Raw genomic sequence first — 20,419 nt, 5'->3', positions numbered from 1 at the left:
TCCATCGGAAGGTAGAGCGTGTCCTCTTCCATCTCCGCGCCCGAGGGCATCATCAACCCGCCGATCGACGAGCTCCTCGAGGCCACCGACTCGAAGTACAGCCTCGTGATCTACGCGGCCAAGCGGGCCCGCCAGATCAACGCGTACTACTCGCAGCTCGGCGAGGGCCTCCTCGAGTACGTCGGTCCGCTCGTCGACACCCACGTCCACGAGAAGCCGCTCTCGATCGCCCTCCGCGAGATCAACGCGGGGCTGCTGACCTCCGAGGCCATCGAGGGCCCGGCTCAGTAGTATTTTCAGCTCGCAGTTGGTTTTTCCACAGGCCCGGCAGCGCGACTGCCGGGCCTGTGGTCTGCTCGGGGGGTGCGGGGGTCGTCCCCCGCGATGATGCAGCATGGAGGCGTGCGCCGCACTGCGGCGTCGTACCTGAGCCGAGCCGGGGAGAGACGGTGGACAAGCCGAAGGTCGTTCTGGGGGTCAGCGGTGGCATCGCCGCCTACAAGGCCTGCGAACTGCTGCGCAGACTGACGGAATCCGGCCATGACGTGCGGGTCGTCCCCACGGCCTCCGCCCTGCACTTCGTCGGCGCCGCGACCTGGTCCGCCCTCTCCGGCAACCCGGTCTCGACCGAGGTCTGGGACGACGTCCACGAGGTGCCGCACGTCCGCATCGGCCAGCAGGCCGACCTGGTCGTCGTGGCCCCCGCCACCGCCGACACACTCGCGAAGGCCGCGCACGGCCTGGCCGACGACCTGCTGACGAACACCCTGCTCACCGCCCGCTGTCCGGTCGTCTTCGCCCCCGCCATGCACACCGAGATGTGGGAGCACCCGGCCACCCAGGAGAACGTGGCGACGCTGCGCCGCCGTGGCGCCGTCGTGGTCGAACCGGCCGTCGGCCGCCTCACCGGCGTCGACACCGGCAAGGGCCGGCTGCCCGACCCGGCGGAGATCTTCGAGATCTGCCGCCGTGTTCTGGCCAGAGGGGTGCGCGAGCCCGACCTCGCCGGCCGGCATGTCGTGGTCAGCGCCGGCGGCACCCGTGAGCCCCTCGACCCCGTCCGCTTCCTCGGCAACCGCTCCTCCGGCAAGCAGGGCTACGCCCTCGCCCGTACCGCCGCCGCCCGCGGCGCCCGGGTCACGCTGATCGCGGCCAACACCGGGCTGCCCGACCCCGCCGGGGTCGATGTCGTGCAGGTCGGCACCGCCGTGCAACTGCGGGAGGCGGTCCTGAAGGCGGCCGCGGACGCCGACGCGGTCGTCATGGCCGCCGCCGTCGCCGACTTCCGCCCGGCGGCGTACGCGGCCGGCAAGATCAAGAAGAAGGACGACCAGGAGCCGGACCCCATCGTCCTCCTGCGAAATCCGGACATCCTCGCGGAGATCTCCGCCGAACGCGCCCGGCCCGGTCAGGTGGTCGTCGGCTTCGCCGCCGAAACGGACGACGTCCTGGCCAACGGCCGGGCCAAGCTGCGACGCAAGGGCTGCGACCTGCTCGTGGTGAACGAGGTGGGGGAGCGCAAGACCTTCGGCTCCGAAGAGAACGAGGCGGTCGTCCTGGGCGCCGACGGCAGCGAGACCCCGGTACCGCACGGCCCGAAGGAAGCACTGGCCGAAACTGTGTGGGACCTGGTGACGCGGCGCTTGGGCTGACTGTTTGATGCGCTTCGCCGATCTCTCGAACCTCGCTCGATTGCGGCGTGGCGCCCCTGGCCAACCGTGCTCGGCATTCGGCAGAATGCCCGTGTGCCGCAGGTCACAGCGCTCCCGAGAGGCGAGACGGGTGGGCCGGTGGTGAAGCGCGACCGATAAACTGTTCACGGACGACGCCGGGCGCAGCCCCCGTCGCGTCCGCCAATGATCAGCCAGCAGCCGCTGCAACCCCAGGGAGCGTTGTGTCCCGTCGCCTGTTCACTTCGGAGTCCGTGACCGAGGGTCACCCCGACAAGATCGCTGACCAGATCAGCGACACCATCCTCGATGCGTTGCTGCGTGAGGACCCGACGTCCCGGGTCGCCGTCGAGACCCTGATCACGACCGGCCTGGTGCACGTGGCCGGTGAGGTCACCACCAAGGCGTACGCGCCGATCCCGCAGCTCGTCCGGGACAAGATCCTGGAGATCGGCTACGACTCCTCCAAGAAGGGCTTCGACGGCGCCTCCTGCGGTGTCTCCGTGTCGATCGGCGCGCAGTCCCCGGACATCGCCCAGGGTGTCGACACGGCGTACGAGTCGCGGGTCGAGGGCGACGAGGACGAACTGGACCGGCAGGGCGCCGGCGACCAGGGGCTCATGTTCGGCTACGCCTCCGACGAGACGCCGACCCTGATGCCGCTGCCGATCTTCCTGGCGCACCGCCTGTCCAAGCGCCTGTCGGACGTCCGCAAGAACGGCACCATCCCCTACCTGCGCCCCGACGGCAAGACCCAGGTCACCATCGAGTACGACGGCGACAAGGCGGTCCGCCTGGACACGGTCGTCGTCTCCTCGCAGCACGCCTCCGACATCGACCTGGACTCCCTCCTCGCTCCCGACATCCGTGAGTTCGTCGTGGAGCCGGAGCTGAAGGCGCTCCTCGACGACGGCATCAAGCTCGACACCGAGAACTACCGCCTGCTGGTCAACCCCACCGGCCGCTTCGAGATCGGCGGCCCGATGGGCGACGCCGGCCTGACCGGCCGCAAGATCATCATCGACACCTACGGCGGCTTCGCCCGCCACGGCGGCGGCGCCTTCTCCGGCAAGGACCCGTCCAAGGTCGACCGCTCCGCCGCGTACGCGATGCGCTGGGTCGCGAAGAACGTGGTCGCCGCCGGTCTGGCCGCGCGCTGCGAGGTCCAGGTCGCCTACGCGATCGGCAAGGCCGAGCCGGTGGGTCTGTTCGTCGAGACCTTCGGCACCCACAAGGTCGACCCCGAGAAGATCGAGAAGGCCATCGACGAGGTCTTCGACCTCCGCCCGGCCGCGATCATCCGCGACCTCGACCTGCTCCGCCCGATCTACGCCCAGACCGCCGCGTACGGCCACTTCGGCCGTGAGCTCCCCGACTTCACCTGGGAGCGCACGGACCGCGTGGAGGCGCTGCGGGAGGCGGCGGGGCTGTAACGTCCACGGCTCTGTACGAGGCCCGGTATCCCTTCAGGGGATGCCGGGCCTCGGTGCTGTGCGGACCGCCTCAGGCCTGCGGATAGCCGGTTTCCTCGAGGTCCTTCGCCAGATCGGCCACAGTGAGCTCGGGGTTCAGCGCGCGGACCACAGCGTCGGTGAGCGGACGCGAGGCGAGGACGTGCCGTACGGCCTCCAAGTCGACCGGGACCTCGTAGTAGTCCTCCGCCCAGGCCCGCAGCGCCTGCGCGGAGCGGTCCGTCAACAACCTGAACAGGTGTCCGGCGCCGTCCGGGTCGTCCGTCGGATGCTCGGGGAAGTCGATCGTGCCCGTGGACCAGCCGTCGTCCGTCGCCCGGCGCCACAGGCAGGCGGTGACGACGGGGAGGCCGTCCTCGTCCGTGAACGCCGGCTCCTCGACGTAGGCCGCGAAGACCTCCGGAACGTCGTCCAGCACACCGGGCCAGGGACCGTCCTCCTCGTACGGGCTCATGGGGGACTCGTGGGCGAAGCCGCGGATCCAGGCGCCGGCGGGGGAGAAGACGATCGCCCACTCGTCGCCCGAGCCGTTGCGCATCGAGGCCATCGCCTCGGTCCGCGACCAGTGGGCGTCGAAGGAGTGGTTGCGGTAGGCCCAGTCGGGGCTGAGGATCGCCTCCAGCAGGGCCAGCGCGCGGCAGTGCTTCCGCAGCGCGTCGATCTCGGGCAGCCGGCGGGCGGCGTCTTGAACGGTCACCCGCTCATTCAAGCGCCTGCACGGCGCACGAGCTGCGGCAGGGACCGTTGTCAGTGGCGTTTGGAAGAATGCAAGCGTGAGCAGCGAGAACGGGCAGGGGGGCGGTGGCGGGGCCGGGGAGGGGGCACCGCCTGAGCAGCTCGCGCTGATTCGGGAGAGTGTGCGTCAGGCCAAGGCGCCGCGGGCGAAGCCGCGGACGTGGCGGGGGGCCGCGTTGGCGGAGGAGCTGCCGGTGGCGCGGGTGCTGGTCGACAAGGGGGTGCTGCATCTCGACCGGTACTTCGATTACGCGGTGCCGGCCGAGCTGGATGCCGACGCCCAGCCGGGGGTGCGGGTGCGGGTGCGGTTCGGAGCCGGGCGGGGGCGGGTGCGTGACGGGCGGCGTGAGGGCGGAGGGCTCATCGACGGGTTTCTCGTCGAGCGGCTCGCCGAGTCGGACTACTCGGGGCCGCTTGCCGCCCTTGCTCAGGTGGTGTCGCCCGAGCCCGTGCTGAGTCCGGAGCTGCTGGGGCTGGCGCGGGCCGTCGCCGACCGGTACGCGGGGAGCGTGGCGGATGTGCTGCAGCTGGCCGTGCCGCCGCGCAGTGCCCGGGCCGAGCAGCGGCCTTCGCCCGCACCGCTTCCACCGCCGGAGGTGCCGGACACGGGCTCCTGGGCGCGGTACGAGCACGGGGGTGCGTTCCTCGAGGCGCTGGCTTCGGGAGCGTCTCCCCGGGCCGTGTGGAACGCGTTGCCCGGGCCCGAGTGGAGTGAGGAGCTGGCCCGGGCCGTCGCGGCGACGCTGGCCTCCGGGCGCGGGGCCCTCGTCGTCGTACCGGACGGGCGGGCCGTGGCGCGGGTCGATGCCGCGCTGACCGGTGTGCTGGGGGAGGGGCGGCATGCGCTGCTCACCGCCGACGCCGGGCCCGAGAAGCGGTACCGGGAGTGGCTCGCCGTGCGGCGGGGGGCCGTGCGGGCGGTCGTCGGGACGCGGGCCGCCATGTTCGCCCCGGTGCGCGACGTCGGGCTGGTGGCCGTCTGGGACGACGGGGACGACAGCCACAGCGAGCAGCATGCCCCGCAGCCGCATGCGCGGGATGTGTCGTTGCTGCGGGCGGCACAGGACAAGTGCGGCTTTCTGATGGGGGGTTGGAGCTGCACCGTCGAGGGGGCGCAGCTGGTCGAGAGCGGGTGGGCGCGGCCGTTGGTCGCCTCGCGGGAGCAGGTGCGGCGGTCGGCTCCGCTCGTGCGGACGGTGGGGGACCAGGATCTCGCGCGGGACGAGGCCGCGCGGGCCGCCCGCTTGCCCACGCTCGCCTGGCAGGCGGTCCGGGAGGGGCTGCGGCAGGGGCCGGTGCTCGTGCAGGTGCCGCGCCGCGGGTACGTGCCGCGGATGGCGTGCGCCAACTGCCGGGCGCCCGCGCGGTGTCGGCAGTGTTCCGGGCCGTTGGAGGCGCGGGACGGCGGCGCGCTGTCCTGCGGATGGTGCGGGCGCGAGGAGGGCGCCTGGCACTGCCCGGAGTGCGGGGGCTTCCGGTTGCGGGCGCAGGTCGTCGGGGCGCGGCGGACCGCTGAGGAGCTGGGGCGGGCGTTTCCCGCCGTTCCGGTGCGGACGTCGGTGCGTGAGCATGTGCTGGACACCGTGCCGGGCACGCCCGCGCTCGTCGTGAGTACGCCCGGTGCCGAACCCGTCGCCGAGGGCGGGTACGCGGCGGCCCTGCTCCTCGACGGGTGGGCCATGCTCGCCCGGCCCGACCTGCGGGCGGGGGAGGACGCGCTGCGGCGGTGGATCGCGGCCGCCGCGCTGGTACGGCCGCAGGGTGACGGCGGGACCGTGGTCGTCGTCGCCGAGCCGACCCTGCGGCCCGTCCAGGCGCTGGTGCGGTGGGATCCCGTCGGGCATGCCGTGCGCGAGCTGGCCGAGCGGGCCGAGCTGGGGTTTCCGCCGGTGTCGCGGATGGCGGCGGTGTCGGGGACGGGGGAGGCGGTGGCCGCGTTCCTGGGAACCGTGGAATTGCCTCGGGAGGCCGAGGTGCTGGGTCCGGTGCCGTTGCCGGTCACCCCTGCGGGGCGGCCCCGGCGGCCGGGGGCGCCACCTCCCGGGGAGCACTGGGAGCGGGCGTTGGTCCGGGTGCCGCCTGGGAAGGGGTCCGCGTTGGCCTCCGCGCTGAAGTCCGCACAGGCCGCGCGGATGGCTCGGGGTGGGGGTGGGGGTGGGGGCGGGGCTGCGGCGTCGGCTGTGTGGGTGCGGATCGATCCGCCTGACATCGGCTGAGCGTCGAGCCGTCGGCTGGGTGTTGATCCATCGGCTGAGCGTCGATCCATGGGGTGGGCCTCGACCGCGACGAGTCGCCCAGGCCTGTCCGGCGGAGCAGGTCGCAGGAAAGGGGCGGTGCCTCATGCCCCCCCGCGTCCGCGGCATGATCCGCCGGACAGGCCCTGGTACGCGTCTGCCCTCTCGGGTGGGTGCCGAGAGGGCAGAGGGGGCGGCGTGGATCAGCCGTTGCGCGGGCCGGGGAGGGCTGACGGCCTCACCTCGTCGCGCAGGGACGGGCTGCCCGCGGTCGGCTGGGTCGGCATCGAGCGGGCGGCGGGGACTGTCGGGACCGCGGGGATTCCGGTCCCCACGTTGACCGTGCGGGTGCCCGTGGCCTCGCCCGTACGGTCGGGCTCCGCGGTGGCCTGGGCGGCGGCGCGGCGGGAGCCGTAGCGGCGGTGGACCGCCTGCTTGGTGACGCCGAGCGCGGAGCCCACCGCATCCCACGAGAAGCCGAGCGAGCGGTCGAAGTCCACCGCCGCGGTGACCAGGGTCTCGACACTGTCCCGCAGCTCCTGGGCGAGGCGGACCGTGGGGGCGGGGGCGCGTCCGTAGACGACGAAGCCCGTGGACGGGCCGGAGCGGCGCGGGCGGTAGACGTTGCCCAGCTGGGCGGTCAGGGTGCGCAGTGCGTCCACCTGGCGGCGGACCCGCTCGATGTCCCGCACCAGCAAGTGCAGGCTGGCCCGGGCCTGGGCGTCGTGGGTTGCGTGGTCGGCCATGAACAAGCCTCTCGAACCGGCGTTGAAGAAAGTGGTCAACTCTTTCTTGACCAACGCGGGTTCGCTCCGCGGGTCACGGGGTGGGGGCGTATGGGCATATGCGTACGCCCCCTGCGTGGGGATGGGGCGGCTCGGCCTTCGGCCACCGCCGCTTTGTCTCCCCCCGCGCACCGCCCGTCTCGCTCGGACAAAGCGTGAACCTCTCCAGTGGGGGGGTTCAGCGCCGTCGGCGGCTTTTCCGTTGCGTCCCAATAAACTTGTGCGTTGCCCGTCGTCCGACCCCTCCGAGAGGCCCGTCCCACCCATGAAGCTCGTCTTCGCCGGTACCCCCGAGGTCGCCGTTCCCGCTCTGGACGCCCTGATCGCCTCCGGGCGGCATGAGGTGGCCGCCGTTGTCACGCGGCCCGACGCTCCGGCGGGGCGGGGGCGGAGGCTGGTCGCTTCTCCTGTGGCCCAGCGGGCGGAGGAGGCCGGGATCGAGGTGCTGAAGCCTGCCCGGCCGCGGGAGCCGGAGTTCCTGGAGCGGCTCAAGGAGATCGCGCCGGACTGCTGTCCCGTCGTCGCCTACGGGGCCCTGCTGCCCAGGGTCGCCCTCGACATCCCCACCCACGGCTGGGTCAACCTGCACTTCTCGCTGCTGCCCGCCTGGCGGGGGGCGGCGCCCGTGCAGCACGCCGTCATGGCGGGCGACGAGATCACGGGGGCTTCCACCTTCCTCATCGAGGAGGGGCTCGACTCCGGGCCCGTCTACGGCACCGTCACCGAGGAGATCCGGCCCACCGACACGAGCGGGGACCTGCTGACCCGGCTCGCCTTCGCGGGCGCCGGGCTGCTCGCCGCCACCATGGACGGGATCGAGGACGGCTCGCTGAAGGCCGTACCGCAGCCGCACGACGGCATCACCCTCGCTCCGAAGATCACCGTCGAGGACGCCCACGTCGACTGGACCGCGCCCGCGCTGCGCGTCGACCGGGTGGTGCGGGGGTGCACGCCGGCCCCCGGCGCCTGGACCACCTTCCGTGGCGAGCGGCTCAAGTTGATCCAGGTGCAGCCGGTTCCGGGGCGTGACGACCTCGCTCCGGGCGCGCTGGCCGTCGGCAAGAACAGCGTCCACGTCGGCACGGGGTCGTACGCGGTCGAGCTGCTGTGGGTGCAGGCGCAGGGCAAGAAGCCGATGCGGGCGGCCGACTGGGCCCGCGGGGTGCGCATCGGCGACGGGGAGCACGTCGGGGCGTAACGGTCCTGCACGGGGCGGCGGCCGCTCGACGTACGCTGGGGGCGTCTTCCATCCTGCAATCCGGAGCACCTTTTTCGTGAGCGATCAGTCCCGCCGTCCCCGCAAGCCCGGCAAGCCCTACCGTCGGCCCCAGAAGGATCCCGTCCGCATCCTCGCCTTCGAGGCGCTGCGAGCCGTGGACGAGCGGGACGCGTACGCCAACCTCGTGCTGCCGCCCCTGCTGCGCAAGGCGCGGGAGAGCGGTGACTTCGACGGGCGGGACGCCGCCCTGGCCACCGAGTTGGTGTACGGGACGCTGCGGCGGCAGGGAACGTACGACGCCGTCATCGCCGCGTGTGTCGACCGGCCGCTGCGCGAGGTCGACCCGCCCGTGCTGGACGTGCTCAGCCTCGGTGCGCACCAGCTGCTCGGGACGCGGATTCCCACGCATGCCGCCGTGTCCGCCTCCGTCGAGCTGGCGCGGGTCGTGCTCGGCGACGGCCGGGCCAAGTTCGTCAACGCCGTGCTGCGCAAGGTCGCGCAGCACGACCTGGACGCCTGGACGGAGAAGGTCGCGCCGCCCTACGACGACGACCCCGAGGACCATCTCGCCGTCGTGCACTCGCATCCGCGCTGGGTCGTCTCCGCGTTGTGGGACTCCCTCGGCGGCGGACGGGCCGGCATCGAGGACCTGCTGGAGGCCGACAACGAGCGGCCCGAGGTGACGCTGGTCGCCCGGCCCGGGCGGGCCACGGTCGACGAGCTGCTGCGCGAGGAGGCCGCCGTCCCCGGGCGCTGGTCGCCGTACGCGGTGCGGCTCACCGAGGGCGGCGAACCGGGGGCCGTGGACGCCGTCCGGGAAGGGCGTGCGGGGGTGCAGGACGAGGGGAGTCAGCTCGTGGCGCTCGCGCTGGCCAACGCGCCCCTCGACGGGCCCGACGAACGGTGGCTCGACGGGTGTGCGGGGCCCGGCGGCAAGGCCGCGCTGCTGGCGGCTCTCGCGGCCGAGCGGGGAGCCGTGCTGCTCGCCTCCGAGAAGCAGCCGCACCGGGCGGGCCTGGTGGCGAAGGCCCTGGCTGGGAACCCCGGGCCCTACCAGGTCATCGCCGCCGACGGGACGCGGCCGCCGTGGCGGCCCGGTTCCTTCGACCGTGTGCTGATGGACGTGCCCTGCACCGGGCTCGGCGCCCTGCGGCGGCGGCCCGAGGCGCGGTGGCGGCGCCGGCCGGAGGATCTGGAAGGGTTCGCGCCGTTGCAGCGCGGGCTGCTGCGGACCGCGCTGGAGTCCGTGCGCGTCGGCGGTGTCGTCGGGTACGCCACCTGCTCGCCGCACCTCGCGGAGACCCGGGCCGTCGTCGCCGACGTCCTCAAGCAGCACCCGGAGGCCGAGCTGATCGACGCCCGGCCGCTGCTCCCGGGCGTACCGGCCCTCGGCGACGGGCCCGACGTCCAGCTGTGGCCGCATCTGCACGGGACCGACGCGATGTATCTGGCAATCCTCCGGCGGACTGGCTGACCTGTGGTTTCTCGCCCTTCTCGGATACGGGCACGTTCTCCGCGTGAACCGGCGGACGGGGCCGGTGACCAGGTCCGACGACCTCGTGACGCCCGTCCGCCGACCGCGCGCGGTACGCGCCCCGCAGGCGGCGCGGGGAACTGCGCGACCAGCCACGCACGGCCCGCACCGTTCATACGACCGAATCCACCCGGGACCGATGCCGCCAACCCCCGAAGGGCATGGCAGGCTTGGGTCATGGCCGCGCAGATCAACCCCAGCATCCTGTCCGCCGACTTCGCCCGCCTCGCGGACGAGGCCCAGGCGGTCACGGGAGCCGACTGGCTCCATGTCGACGTCATGGACAACCATTTCGTCCCGAACCTCACGCTCGGCGTGCCGGTCGTGGAGTCGTTGGCCCGTGCGACGGACACTCCGCTGGACTGCCATCTGATGATCGAGAACCCCGATCGGTGGGCCCCGCAGTACGTCGAGGCGGGTGCCTCGTCCGTCACCTTCCATGTCGAGGCGGCTGCCGCGCCCGTGCGACTCGCCCGCGAGATCCGGGCGAAGGGCGCCCGTGCCTCCATGGCGCTCAAGCCCGCGACACCGATCGAACCGTTCGAGGACCTGCTGCCCGAGCTCGACATGCTGCTGATCATGACCGTCGAACCCGGCTTCGGAGGCCAGGCCTTTCTCGACATCATGCTTCCGAAGATCCGCCGCACCCGTGAGTTGATCAGCAAGCACGGCCTTGAGCTGTGGCTCCAGGTCGACGGCGGTGTCTCGGCCTCGACGATCGAGCGGTGCGCCGACGCCGGCGCGGACGTCTTCGTGGCCGGATCGGCGGTGTACGGGGCCGAGGACCCGGCCGAAGCGGTACGTGCACTACGCACACAGGCGGAGGCGGCCACCGCCAAGGCGTCGTGGGCATGCGACCACTGAGCCACAGCTACGTGAACGGCTCTCATCAGGGCTGATCGAGTGCGCCGGATCTGCAAGGATGAACGGCGAATCCAGAGTGTGAACAGCAGTGAGGAGATCGCCGTGTCGGGTATGTCGGCGGGCCGGTCAGCCATGCGGATGGGACCCGCTGAGCTGGTGCAGGCGGCGGCCATGGCCCGCCGCTTCTACCTCGAGGGCAAGTCCAAGATCCAGATCGCGGAGGAGTTCGGCGTCAGCCGCTTCAAGGTGGCCCGGGTCCTGGAAACCGCTCTCGAACGGGATCTCGTACGGATCGAGATCCGCGTGCCGGCCGAGCTGGACGCCGAGCGCTCCGACGCGCTCCGCGCCCGTTACGGCCTCCGGCACGCCGTCGTGGTCGAGTCCCCGGCCGATGCCGAGGAGTCGCCCGATCCCGAGAACCTGGGGGAAGTGGCCGCCGACCTGCTCGGCGAGCTCGTCAACGAGGGGGACGTCCTGGGTCTGGCCTGGGGCCGCTCCACCATCCACATGGCGGCGGCGCTGGACCGGCTGCCGCCGTGCACGGTGGTGCAGCTGACGGGCGTGTACGACGCCGGGACCGCCGAGCGCGGCTCGGTCGAGGCCGTCCGCCGCGCCGCCCAGGTCTCCGGCGGCGACGCGCACCCCATCTACGCGCCCATGCTGCTGCCGGACGCGGCCACCGCGGCGGCGCTGCGGCACCAGACCGGGATCGCCCGGGCCTTCGAGTACTTCGACAAGGTGACGGTCGCCTGCGTGTCCATCGGCTCCTGGGAGCCGGGCATCTCGACGGTGCACGACATGCTCAGCGACGAGGAGCGCGGGCACTACGCCTCGCTCGGTGTCGCCGCGGAGATGTCCGCTCACCTCTTCGACACCGAGGGCCGCCGGGTCGGGCGCGACCTGGGCGAGCGGTGCATCACGGTCAAGGCCGACCAGCTCCGCCGTGTCCCCGAGGTCGTCGCGATCGCGGGCGGGCAGCGCAAGGCGGCCGCGATCGACGCGGTGCTGCGGTCCGGGCTCGTCACCAGCCTGGTGACGGACACCTCGGCCGCGGACTACCTGATGACGGCGGGGCCGACGCCGAAGCCGGCGCTCAACCGGGCGGACCCCGACGGGGTCTGACGGGAGGTCAGGAGGGGACGGCCGCAGCGGCCGTCCCCGGATGCCGGAACACACGACTCCTTCAGGGCGGTGCCGAGATGACGGACAAGGTACTCACGCTGGACCTCGACGGGGTCATGGACAAGGCGGGTCTGATGGACCGCTGCGTCCGGGACCTGGAGCTGCCCGACTGGTTCGGTCGCAACTGGGACGCCCTCGCCGACAGCCTCACCGACCTCCCCGACCGGCCCGAGGTCGAGGGGCTGCTCGTCGTCGTACGGAACTGGCAGCCGTACGCGAAGGCGCGGCCCGAGGAGTGGGAGATCGCGCAGGAGGTGTTCTCGTCGGCGGTGGACCATGCGCCGGCGCTCTCCTTGGTGCTCGCGCTCGGAGGATCCTCCTAACCCCTTCCGACCAGCCTGGATGATCCGACCGGGCAGCGCATTCCGGACGGCATGGGACAATGAAGTACGTGCTCTTCCCCCTGGCTGTCCTGTCCGGGGGCCACCTCTGATCGACTGGGATGTGCAGCACGTGCGTTTCCTCAACGGCATCCAGCCCGCATACGACCTGACGTACGACGACGTCTTCATGGTGCCGAGCCGCAGCGCGGTCGGGTCGCGGCAGGGCGTGGACCTCGACTCCCCGGACGGTACGGGCACCACGATCCCGCTGGTCGTCGCCAACATGACCGCCGTCGCCGGCCGCCGGATGGCCGAGACCGTGGCCCGGCGCGGTGGGCTCGTCGTGATACCGCAGGACATCCCGATCGACGTCGTCACCGATGTCATCTCCTGGGTCAAGAGCCGGCATCTCGTTCTGGACACCCCGATCGTGCTCGCCCCGCACCAGACCGTCGCGGACGCGCTGGCCCTGCTGCCCAAGCGGGCGCACAACGCCGGTGTCGTCGTCGACGAGCACCACAAGCCGGTCGGCGTCGTCACCGACCAGGACCTGATCGGTGTCGACCGCTTCACGCAGCTCGAGGTCGTCATGTCCAAGGACCTGCTGCTCCTGGACGCCGACATCGACCCCCGTGAGGCCTTCACCACCCTCGACCACCACAACCGGCGCTACGCCCCCGCCGTGGACGCGGAGGGCAGGCTGGCCGGCATCCTCACCCGCAAGGGCGCCCTGCGCGCCACGCTGTACACGCCGGCCACCGACGCGCACGGCCGGCTGCGCGTGGCCGCCGCCGTCGGCGTCAACGGCGACTTCGCGGAGAAGGCCAAGCTGCTGCTGGACGCGGGCGTGGACACGCTCGTCATCGACACGGCGCACGGCCACCAGGAGTCGATGATCAACGCGATCAGGCTCGTCCGTGACCTCGACCCGCAGGTCCCGATCGTCGCGGGCAACATCGTCTCCGCCGAGGGCGTCAAGGACCTGGTCGACGCGGGCGCCGACATCATCAAGGTCGGTGTCGGCCCCGGCGCCATGTGCACCACCCGCATGATGACCGGCGTGGGCCGCCCGCAGTTCTCGGCCGTCCTGGAGTGCGCGGCCGAGGCGAAGAAGTACGGCAAGCACGTGTGGGCCGACGGCGGTGTCCGCCACCCGCGCGACGTCGCCATGGCGCTGGCGGCCGGCGCGTCCAACGTGATGATCGGCTCCTGGTTCGCGGGCACCTACGAGTCCCCGGGCGACCTTCAGCAGGACGCGAGCGGCCGCCTCTACAAGGAGTCGTTCGGCATGGCGTCCGCGCGCGCCGTGCGTAACCGTACGGCCGAGGAGTCGGCGTACGACCGCGCCCGCAAGGCGCTGTTCGAGGAGGGCATCTCCACCTCCCGCATGTTCCTCGACCCGGCCCGCCCCGGCGTCGAGGACCTGATCGACTCGATCATCGCGGGCGTCCGCTCCTCCTGCACCTACGCCGGTGCCGCCTCCCTGGGGGAGTTCGCCGAGAAGGCCGTCGTCGGCATCCAGAGCGCGGCCGGCTACGCGGAGGGCAAGCCGCTGCACGCCAGCTGGAACTGACGCGTTTTCCTTTCGAGCGGCCCCCGTCGAAAACCGGGGGCCGTTCGCGTGCCCGGGCCTCTACGGTCGGCGTATGGACATCGCCGTCAGCCGAGCACAGGACATCGCCGCACTGGAGCGTTTCATGCCGTCGTCCAGCGTCGACGGCCATCACGCCGCCCGGTTCGCGCGCCAGGAGGCGGGGGAGAGCACCTACCTGATCCCGTGGCTCGACGGCAGACCCGTCGGGCACGCCGAGGTCCGCTGGACCGGCTGTGAGGCGCCGGTGGTGCGGCTGGCGCAGCCTGGCTGCCCGGAGATCAACGGTCTGTTCGTGTGGCCCGAGTCGCTCCGCTCGCAAGGCATCGGCACCTCGCTGGTGCACGCCGCCGAGCGGTTGGCGCGGGAGCGCGGCATCGGCGTCATGGGGCTCGGTGTGGGCGACGACAACGAGCGGGCGGCCGCTCTTTACGCACGGCTCGGCTATCGGCCCACAGTGGCGTACGTCGACCGCTGGGCGTACCTGGACGCCGACGGCGTACGGCATGACCGCGCCGACCCGTGCACCTTCCTGGTCAAAGAACTGCGCTGAGCCGCCCGAACGCAACGCTCGAAAGCCCTCGCGCAACGAATGCCCGGGCACCCGCGAGTAACGCAATGATCTTGCGCCGATGTGCAAGGTTGCTGCATTACTCCAGCAATGCTCTGGCCCGTAGGGTGCTGCGCTGTACGTGGCGTGGCGGGGACCCCGCTCGGTGGGTTCCTGCTCGCGCAGGGACGCCTCGGGTCTCCGCCGCCCTGATCGGCAGCGACAAAGGAGTCAGCGCGTGCTCGACCAAGGCGCACCCCCGAAGGACCGCACCCGGACAACGCCCCCGTCCCCGGGTCTCGGCGCGCGCCTCATGCGGCGCAAGCCCGTGGAACGCCTGGTCGCCGAGGGGGGTCAGGGTGAGGGAGGCTCCCTGCGGCGCTCCCTCGGGCTGTGGCAGCTCACCATGATCAGCATCGGCGCGACGCTCGGTACGGGCATCTTCGTGGTCCTCGGTGAGGCGGTCCCCAAGGCCGGTCCGGCCGTCACCCTGTCGTTCGTCATCGCCGGTCTGACGGCTCTCTTCTCCGCCCTCTCCTACGCCGAACTGGCGGGCACCATCCCCGTCTCCGGCTCGTCCTACTCGTATGCGTACGCAACGATGGGCGAGCTGATCGCCTGGGTCTGCGGCTGGTGTCTGGTCCTGGAGTACGGCGTGTCGGTGGCCGCCGTGGCGGTCGGCTGGGGCGAGTACCTCAACGAGCTGCTGGACGGGACCATCGGCGTCACCATCCCGGCCGCGCTGTCCGCGCCGCCCGGCGACGGCGGCGTCTTCAACCTGCCGGCCCTCGTCGTCGTCCTCCTCGCGATGGCGTTCCTGCTCGGCGGTGCCCGGGAGTCCGCCCGCGCGAACACGGTCATGGTCGTCGTGAAGATCGCCGCGCTGGTGCTGTTCTGCGCGATCGGCGTCCAGGGCTTCCGCTCCGGCAACTACGAGAACTTCATGCCGCTCGGCATGGCCGGCGTCAGCGCCGCCGGGGCGACGCTCTTCTTCTCGTACATCGGTTTCGACGCCGCCTCCACCGCCGGTGAGGAGGCGAGGAACGCCCAGCGCGACCTGCCCCGCGCGATCATGCTGTCGCTCGTCATCGTGACGGCGCTGTACGTCCTCGTCGCCGCCGTCGCGATCGGCGCCAAGCCGTGGCAGCGGTTCGACGGGAGCGAGGCCGCGCTCGCCCAGATCATGCGCGAGGTCACCGGTCAGACCTTCTGGGGCACGCTGCTGGCCTTCTGCGCCGTCGTCGCCATCGCGAGCGTCGTCCTGACCGTGCTCTACGGCCAGACCCGCATCCTCTTCGCGATGTCCCGCGACGGGCTGGTCCCCAAGGTGTTCGCGCGCGTCCACCCCAGGACCGGCACGCCCCGCGCCAACACCCTGATCGTCTCCCTCTTCTGCGGTGTCCTCGCCGCCGCGATCCCGCTCGGTCAGCTCGCCGACGCCACCAGCATCGGCACGCTGTTCGCCTTCGCACTGGTCAACGTGGCCGTCGTGGTGCTGCGCCGGACCCGCCCCGAGATGCCCCGCACCTTCCGCGTCCCCCTGTCGCCGGTGCTGCCCGCCCTGGGCTTCGCCTTCTGCGTCTGGATGATGGGCAGCCTCTCCACCGTCACCTGGGTGGTCTTCGGGGTCTGGATGGCCGTCGGGCTCGTGTTCTACTTCGTGTACGGCCATCGCCGCTCCCGACTCGCACCCTCAGCAGCATCAGAAGTGAAGTGAACCAACCGCAGTGCTGAACGATCTCGACGAACGCATCGTGCACGCCCTCGCCGAGGACGCCCGCCGCTCCTACGCGGACATCGGGCAGTTGGTCGGCCTCTCCGCACCCGCCGTGAAACGGCGCGTGGACCGGCTGCGCGCCACCGGGGCCATCACGGGCTTCACCGTCCGGGTCGACCCGGCCGCCCTCGGCTGGGAGACCGAGGGGTTCGTCGAGATCTACTGCCGGCGCAACACCTCGCCGGAGACCATCCAGCGGGGCCTGGAGCGCTACCAGGAGGTCGTCGCCGCTTCCACCGTCACCGGGGAGGCGGACGCGATCGCCCAGGTCTTCGCCGCCGACATGCGCCACTTCGAGCGCGTGCTGGAGCGGATCGCCGGCGAGCCGTTCGTCGAGCGGACGAAGTCCGTGCTCGTGCTGTCGCCGCTGCTGCGCCGGTTCTCCTCCGGGTCGCCCACATGATCCCGGCCGGTTGCGCAAAGCGCTGGTGAGCCGACCGGACGCGGGTCTAGTCTCGGTCTCATGACCTGGCGACATTGATCCACCAGCCGTGCCTCCCGAGGGCCGCCTCGGACGCCGTATCCCCGGTGTCCGAATCGCCCCCACGGGAAGGCCTCATGACTCTCTCACCCGCACGTGTGCCCGTCACCACCGACAGGCGGCGGCTCACGGCCACGCTGTACGGCTACGCGTTCCTCGACGAGTTCGTCCTGCTCTACCCGGTGTACGCGCTGCTGTTCAGCGACGCCGGTCTGTCCCTCTGGCAGATCTCCTCCCTGTTCGCCCTCTGGTCGATCACCGGCGTGCTGCTGGAGGTCCCCTCCGGTGCCTGGGCCGACGCCTTCTCCCGGCGGACGCTGCTGTGGCTCGCCCCACTGCTCACCGCCACCGGCTTCGCCCTGTGGGTGACCGTCCCGTCGTACTGGTCCTTCGCGGTCGGCTTCGTCTTGTACGGCGTCGCCGGCGCCCTCGGCTCCGGCGCGCTGGAGGCGCTGGTCTACGACGAACTGGACCGGCTCGGCGCCGCCGAACAGTACGCGCGCGTCATGGGCCGGGCCCGGGCGGCCGGGCTGGTGGCCGTGATGGCCGCGATGGGCCTCGCCGGTCCGGTGTTCGCCCGGGGCGGCTACCCGGCCGTGGGCGCGGCGAGCGTGCTGGCCTGTCTGATGGCCGCGGCGGTGGCGACCCGGTTCCCGGAGCACCGCGTGCGGCCGGCGGCCGAGGACGAGGGCGAGGGATGGGCGGCGACCCTGCGGTCCGGACTGGCCGAAGCCCACAAGGACAGGTCCGTACGCGGCGCGCTGCTGCTGGTGCCGGCCGTCGCCGCGGTCTGGGGCGCGCTCGACGAGTACACCCCGCTCCTGATCCGCGACACCGGTGTGGCGGACGAGACGGTGCCGTATCTGCTCCTGCTGGTCTGGGCCGTGGTCACGGCCGGCAGCCTGCTGGCGGGCACCGCCGAACGCCTGGGCACCACCGGGTTGGCAGTTCTGCTCGCCGGCGGTGCGCTCGCACTGGCCATGGGCGCGGCGGCAGGGACCCTGGCCGGCATCGCCCTCGTGGGCCTCGCCTTCGGCTGCTTCCAGCTGGCGGAAGTGCTCGCCGACGTCCGCCTCCAGCACCGTATCGACGACACCCGCCGGGCCACCCTGACGTCCGTCGCGAGCCTGGGCACCGAGCTGGTCACGGTCGCGGTGTACGGCGTGTACGCGATGCTCGGTGGATCGGCGGCGCACGGCACGGTGTTCGCCGTGCTGGCTCTCCCCTACCTGCTGACGGCGCTGCTGCTGTTCCGTCGCCGATGAGGGGCGCGCAACGAATCGCCGCCCCACGCCCGCCGGACGCAACGAACCGCTCACCGACGCGCAACGGCTGCTTCTTGTCCGCCCTCTCCGGCCGCCCGTACCGTCTACGTGGCCCCCCAACTCCCCAAGAGCTCCGCTCAGACGCCCGATGAGGAACACGCATGCGCACCGCCCTGCTCCAGAGCTCCGGCCGCCCCGGCTCGGTCGCCGAGAACCTCAAGGTCCTCGACGAGGCCGCGGGCCGGGCGGCCGCCGCGGGTGCCGGGCTGCTCGTCGCGCCGGAGATGTTCCTCACCGGGTACGCGATCGGCGACGACATCGCCCGTCTCGCCGAGCCCGCCGACGGTGACTCCGCGGACGCGGTCGCCGAGACCACCTCCCGGCACGGGCTGGCGATCGCGTACGGCTACCCCGAGCGCTCCTCGGACGTGGTCTTCAACTCCGCCCAGCTGATCTCCGCCGACGGCACCCGTCTCGCGAACTACCGCAAGACCCACCTCTTCGGCTGCTTCGAACGCGACCACTTCACGCCCGGCGAGCAGCCGGTCGTCCAGGCCGAGCTGAACGGCCTGACCGTCGGCCTGCTGATCTGCTACGACGTCGAGTTCCCGGAGAACGTCCGCGCCCACGCCCTGGCGGGCACCGACCTCCTGGTGGTGCCGACGGCGCAGATGCACCCCTTCCAGTTCGTCGCCGAGTCGATGATCCCGGTGCGCGCCTTCGAGAACCAGATGTACGTCGCGTACGTCAACCGGGTCGGCGCGGAAGGGGAGTTCGAGTTCGTCGGGCTGTCCACGCTGGCCGGCCCCGACGGCGTCGCCCGCGCCCGCGCCGGACGTGGTGAGGAACTGGTGTTCGCCGACGCCGACCCCGCCTTCCTGGCCGCCTCCCGTGAGGCGAACCCGTATCTGAAGGACCGCCGCCCCGGCCTCTACGGGTCCCTGGTCTGAAACGGGTCCCCGGTCCACCACCCCTGAGCTTCCCCCGCATTCCCCCTGAGCTTCCCCCGAGTTCTTTTCGCGCAAGGAGTCCGTACCCCATGACGTCCACGGTGCCCAACGCCGTAGAGCACGCCGACGAGCAGCAGCCGCCGATCACCATGTTCGGCCCGGACTTCCCGTACGCGTACGACGACTTCCTCGCCCACCCGGCGGGCCTCGGCCAGATACCGGCGACCGAACACGGCACCGAGGTAGCCGTCATCGGCGGCGGCCTGTCCGGGATCGTCGCCGCGTACGAGCTGATGAAGATGGGCCTCAAGCCGGTCGTGTACGAGGCCGACCGGATCGGCGGCCGGCTGCGGACGGTCGGGTTCGAGGGCTGCGACCCGTCGCTGACCGCCGAGATGGGCGCGATGCGCTTCCCGCCGTCCTCCACGGCGCTGCAGCACTACATCGACCTGGTGGGCCTGGAGACCCGGCCCTTCCCCAACCCCCTTGCCGAGGCCACCCCTTCGACGGTCGTCGACCTCAAGGGCGAGTCCCACTACGCCGAGACGATCGACGACCTGCCGCAGGTCTACCGGGACGTCGCCGCCGCCTGGAACAAGTGCCTCGAAGAGGGCGCCGACTTCTCCGACATGAACCGCGCCATGCGCGAGCGGGACGTGCCGCGCATCCGCGAGATCTGGGCGAAGCTCGTCGAGAAGCTGGACAACCAGACCTTCTACGGCTTCCTCTGCGACTCCGAGGCCTTCAGGTCCTTCCGCCACCGCGAGATCTTCGGCCAGGTCGGCTTCGGCACGGGCGGCTGGGACACCGACTTCCCGAACTCCATCCTCGAGATCCTGCGCGTCGTCTACACCGAGGCCGACGACCACCACCGCGGCATCGTCGGCGGCTCCCAGCAGCTGCCGCTGCGCCTGTGGGAGCGCGAGCCGGAGAAGATCGTCCACTGGTCCTACGGCACCTCGCTCGCGAGCCTGCACGAGAACGGCGAGCCCCGTCCGGCTGTGACCCGGCTGCACCGCACCGCCGGCAACCGGATCACGGTGACGGACGCGGGCGGCGACATCCGTACCTACAAGGCGGCCGTCTTCACCGCCCAGTCCTGGATGCTGCTGTCGAAGATCGACTGTGACGACTCGCTCTTCCCGATCGACCACTGGACCGCGATCGAGCGGACCCACTACATGGAGTCCAGCAAGCTCTTCGTGCCCGTCGACCGGCCGTTCTGGCTGGACAAGGACGAGGACACCGGCCGGGACGTCATGTCGATGACCCTCACCGACCGCATGACGCGCGGGACCTACCTCCTGGACGACGGCCCCGACAAGCCCGCCGTCATCTGCCTCTCCTACACCTGGTGCGACGACAGCCTGAAGTGGCTGCCGCTGTCCGCGAGCGAGCGGATGGAGGTCATGCTCAAGTCGCTCGGCGAGATCTACCCGAAGGTCGACATCCGGAAGCACATCATCGGCAACCCGGTGACGGTCTCCTGGGAGAACGAGCCCTACTTCATGGGCGCGTTCAAGGCCAACCTGCCCGGGCACTACCGCTACCAGCGGCGCCTGTTCACCCACTTCGTGCAGGACCGGCTGCCCGAGGACAAGCGGGGCATCTTCCTCGCCGGCGACGACATCTCCTGGACGGCCGGCTGGGCCGAGGGCGCCGTCCAGACCGCGCTGAACGCGGTGTGGGGCGTCATGCACCACCTCGGCGGGGCGACGGACGCGGCCAACCCGGGGCCGGGTGACGTGTACGACGAGATCGCGCCGGTGGAGCTGCCGGAGGACTGA

General features: G+C 71.8%; 18 protein-coding genes. 16 read left to right on the top strand and 2 right to left on the bottom strand.

All coding sequences use genetic code 11. The features are described 5' to 3' along the window. Positions 1-18: 18 nt before the first annotated feature. From rpoZ to metK, 3 genes are all read left to right on the top strand, one after another. The gene (gene rpoZ, locus IE263_RS15045; protein WP_003977348.1) at positions 19-291 is read left to right on the top strand and encodes a DNA-directed RNA polymerase subunit omega; all 273 of its coding nucleotides are present in this window, start codon (positions 19-21) and stop codon (positions 289-291) included. 158 nt (positions 292-449) lie between these two features. Beyond that, complete coding sequence (coaBC, locus tag IE263_RS15040) at positions 450-1,652, top strand: bifunctional phosphopantothenoylcysteine decarboxylase/phosphopantothenate--cysteine ligase CoaBC (protein ID WP_189936487.1); 1,203 nt, start codon at positions 450-452, stop codon at positions 1,650-1,652. A gap of 242 nt (positions 1,653-1,894) precedes the next feature. Continuing rightward, a complete protein-coding gene (metK, locus tag IE263_RS15035) occupies positions 1,895-3,103 on the top strand; it encodes a methionine adenosyltransferase (RefSeq protein ID WP_189936485.1) in 1,209 nt (402 codons plus the stop codon). Between the two features lie 70 nt (positions 3,104-3,173). Here the strand turns inward: metK and IE263_RS15030 are convergent, their stop codons facing one another. Beyond that, positions 3,174-3,839 carry a hypothetical protein gene (locus tag IE263_RS15030; protein ID WP_189936483.1) on the bottom strand — a complete coding sequence of 222 codons (666 nt, stop codon included), beginning with the start codon at positions 3,837-3,839 and terminating at the stop codon, positions 3,174-3,176. 76 nt (positions 3,840-3,915) lie between these two features. On the opposite strand from IE263_RS15030, the gene IE263_RS15025 reads away from it, so the two are divergent. Continuing rightward, the gene (locus IE263_RS15025) at positions 3,916-6,093 is read left to right on the top strand and encodes a primosomal protein N' (protein ID WP_189936481.1); all 2,178 of its coding nucleotides are present in this window, start codon (positions 3,916-3,918) and stop codon (positions 6,091-6,093) included. 221 nt (positions 6,094-6,314) lie between these two features. Here the strand turns inward: IE263_RS15025 and IE263_RS15020 are convergent, their stop codons facing one another. Further along, positions 6,315-6,857: a hypothetical protein gene (locus IE263_RS15020; protein ID WP_189936479.1), complete on the bottom strand. Its 543-nt coding sequence runs from the start codon at positions 6,855-6,857 to the stop codon at positions 6,315-6,317. 304 nt (positions 6,858-7,161) lie between these two features. On the opposite strand from IE263_RS15020, the gene fmt reads away from it, so the two are divergent. From fmt to IE263_RS14960, 12 genes are all read left to right on the top strand, one after another. Beyond that, positions 7,162-8,094 (top strand): methionyl-tRNA formyltransferase, encoded by a 933-nt coding sequence (gene fmt, locus IE263_RS15015; protein WP_189936478.1) that lies wholly within the window; start codon positions 7,162-7,164, stop codon positions 8,092-8,094. Positions 8,095-8,170: 76 nt separating this feature from the next. Beyond that, positions 8,171-9,589, top strand: coding sequence for an RsmB/NOP family class I SAM-dependent RNA methyltransferase (locus tag IE263_RS15010; RefSeq protein WP_189936476.1), 1,419 nt, complete (start codon positions 8,171-8,173; stop codon positions 9,587-9,589). 237 nt (positions 9,590-9,826) lie between these two features. After that, positions 9,827-10,513, top strand: coding sequence for a ribulose-phosphate 3-epimerase (gene rpe, locus IE263_RS15005; protein ID WP_189936474.1), 687 nt, complete (start codon positions 9,827-9,829; stop codon positions 10,511-10,513). A gap of 78 nt (positions 10,514-10,591) precedes the next feature. Next, positions 10,592-11,635, top strand: coding sequence for a sugar-binding transcriptional regulator (locus IE263_RS15000; protein WP_189936473.1), 1,044 nt, complete (start codon positions 10,592-10,594; stop codon positions 11,633-11,635). 77 nt (positions 11,636-11,712) lie between these two features. Continuing rightward, complete coding sequence (locus IE263_RS14995; protein WP_189936471.1) at positions 11,713-12,018, top strand: barstar family protein; 306 nt, start codon at positions 11,713-11,715, stop codon at positions 12,016-12,018. 130 nt (positions 12,019-12,148) lie between these two features. Further along, positions 12,149-13,591: a GuaB1 family IMP dehydrogenase-related protein gene (locus IE263_RS14990; protein ID WP_189936997.1), complete on the top strand. Its 1,443-nt coding sequence runs from the start codon at positions 12,149-12,151 to the stop codon at positions 13,589-13,591. A 73-nt stretch (positions 13,592-13,664) separates the two neighbouring features. Continuing rightward, positions 13,665-14,162: a GNAT family N-acetyltransferase gene (locus IE263_RS14985; protein WP_189936469.1), complete on the top strand. Its 498-nt coding sequence runs from the start codon at positions 13,665-13,667 to the stop codon at positions 14,160-14,162. A gap of 235 nt (positions 14,163-14,397) precedes the next feature. Beyond that, a complete protein-coding gene (locus IE263_RS14980; protein WP_189936467.1) occupies positions 14,398-15,876 on the top strand; it encodes an amino acid permease in 1,479 nt (492 codons plus the stop codon). A 10-nt stretch (positions 15,877-15,886) separates the two neighbouring features. Beyond that, positions 15,887-16,339 carry an Lrp/AsnC family transcriptional regulator gene (locus IE263_RS14975; protein ID WP_189936465.1) on the top strand — a complete coding sequence of 151 codons (453 nt, stop codon included), beginning with the start codon at positions 15,887-15,889 and terminating at the stop codon, positions 16,337-16,339. 155 nt (positions 16,340-16,494) lie between these two features. Further along, positions 16,495-17,682, top strand: a complete 1,188-nt coding sequence (locus tag IE263_RS14970) for an MFS transporter (RefSeq protein ID WP_189936463.1) — start codon at positions 16,495-16,497, stop codon at positions 17,680-17,682. A gap of 161 nt (positions 17,683-17,843) precedes the next feature. Next, positions 17,844-18,632, top strand: a complete 789-nt coding sequence (locus tag IE263_RS14965; RefSeq protein WP_189936461.1) for a carbon-nitrogen hydrolase family protein — start codon at positions 17,844-17,846, stop codon at positions 18,630-18,632. Between the two features lie 89 nt (positions 18,633-18,721). Continuing rightward, the gene (locus tag IE263_RS14960; protein ID WP_189936459.1) at positions 18,722-20,419 is read left to right on the top strand and encodes a flavin monoamine oxidase family protein; all 1,698 of its coding nucleotides are present in this window, start codon (positions 18,722-18,724) and stop codon (positions 20,417-20,419) included.

Origin of the sequence: Streptomyces aurantiogriseus (genome assembly GCF_014649375.1) — a bacterium.
In the GTDB taxonomy this organism is placed as follows: Bacteria; Actinomycetota; Actinomycetes; order Streptomycetales; family Streptomycetaceae; genus Streptomyces; species Streptomyces aurantiogriseus.
This window is presented reverse-complemented; position numbering and strand designations above follow the sequence as displayed.

Bases quoted from the DNA above. Each gene is read 5' to 3' on its own strand.
- IE263_RS14970 (WP_189936463.1), top strand. From the start codon at position 16,495: ATGACTCTCTCACCCGCACGTGTGCCCGTCACCACCGACAGGCGGCGG.
- IE263_RS14965 (WP_189936461.1), top strand. From the start codon at position 17,844: ATGCGCACCGCCCTGCTCCAGAGCTCCGGCCGCCCCGGCTCGGTCGCC.
- IE263_RS14960 (WP_189936459.1), top strand. From the start codon at position 18,722: ATGACGTCCACGGTGCCCAACGCCGTAGAGCACGCCGACGAGCAGCAG.
- IE263_RS14995 (WP_189936471.1), top strand. From the start codon at position 11,713: ATGACGGACAAGGTACTCACGCTGGACCTCGACGGGGTCATGGACAAG.
- fmt (WP_189936478.1), top strand. From the start codon at position 7,162: ATGAAGCTCGTCTTCGCCGGTACCCCCGAGGTCGCCGTTCCCGCTCTG.
- IE263_RS15020 (WP_189936479.1), bottom strand. From the start codon at position 6,857: ATGGCCGACCACGCAACCCACGACGCCCAGGCCCGGGCCAGCCTGCAC.
- rpe (WP_189936474.1), top strand. From the start codon at position 9,827: ATGGCCGCGCAGATCAACCCCAGCATCCTGTCCGCCGACTTCGCCCGC.
- IE263_RS14985 (WP_189936469.1), top strand. From the start codon at position 13,665: ATGGACATCGCCGTCAGCCGAGCACAGGACATCGCCGCACTGGAGCGT.